1 protein-coding gene and 1 pseudogene are annotated in these 833 nt (G+C 36.0%); both read left to right on the plus strand.

Annotated elements, in window-relative coordinates; all coding sequences use genetic code 11:
• Positions 1-23: 23 nt before the first annotated feature.
• A complete protein-coding gene (locus AA980_RS09815; RefSeq protein ID WP_024031269.1) occupies positions 24-587 on the plus strand; it encodes a helix-turn-helix domain-containing protein in 564 nt (187 codons plus the stop codon).
• Between the two features lie 83 nt (positions 588-670).
• Positions 671-833: pseudogene (locus AA980_RS28240) on the plus strand (IS3 family transposase); the annotation flags it as partial.

Here is an 833-nt window from a genome sequence, read left to right on the forward strand (position 1 = left end):
TCTAACCTTTGGGGTGTATTTTTATGGCAAAATATAGTGAAAAGTTTAAGTTAATGCTTGTAAAAGAATATCAAGATGGAAAATTGAGCTATAATCAGTTGGCAGAGAAGCATGGAATGAAATCCAGTTCCCAGATTAAAAGATGGGTTAAAATCTTCGAGGAATTCGGAATGAAAGGAATAATGAGGAAGAAGCATAATGAAACTTATTCTGTTCAATTCAAGTTTGATGTATTAAGCTTTATGAAAAGAACAGGTTCTTCAGAAACGGAAACAGCTCTTCAATTCGGGCTAACAAACCCTCCTATGATTGCCTCATGGAAGAAGGCTTTTCTTGAGGGTGGTGCTGAAGCCCTGGATAGACCGAAAGGACGGGTATCCATGTCTGATAAAGCTAAGAACAGAAAAAATAAACATACCGAACAAAAAGAAATGACGTACGAACAAAAATTGGAACGAGAAAACGAACTTCTTCGTTTAGAGGTAGAATACTTAAAAAAGTTGCGAGCTTTTCAGATGGATCCGGAAGGCTATCTCGAAAAGCACAAGCAGCGTTATCATTCGAACTCAAAGAAAACTTCAAACTAAAAGATGTTTTACAAATAGTATGCATCCCCGAATCCTCCTACCATTATCATATAAAAATGATAAAGAAGGAGAATCCAAATCAAGAGATGGAGGAAAGTATTCAATCCATTTTCGAAGAAAATAACGGCAATTATGGATACCGTCGTATCAAACTAGAATTGAAAAACCGTGGGTTTAAAGTCAATCATAAGAAGGTTCAACGGATCATGAATAAACTTGGACTCAAGGGTGATAAGTTCAAAAGAA

The sequence above is a fragment of the Neobacillus vireti genome, assembly GCF_001026695.1.
GTDB lineage: Bacteria > Bacillota > Bacilli > Bacillales > Cytobacillaceae > Neobacillus > Neobacillus vireti.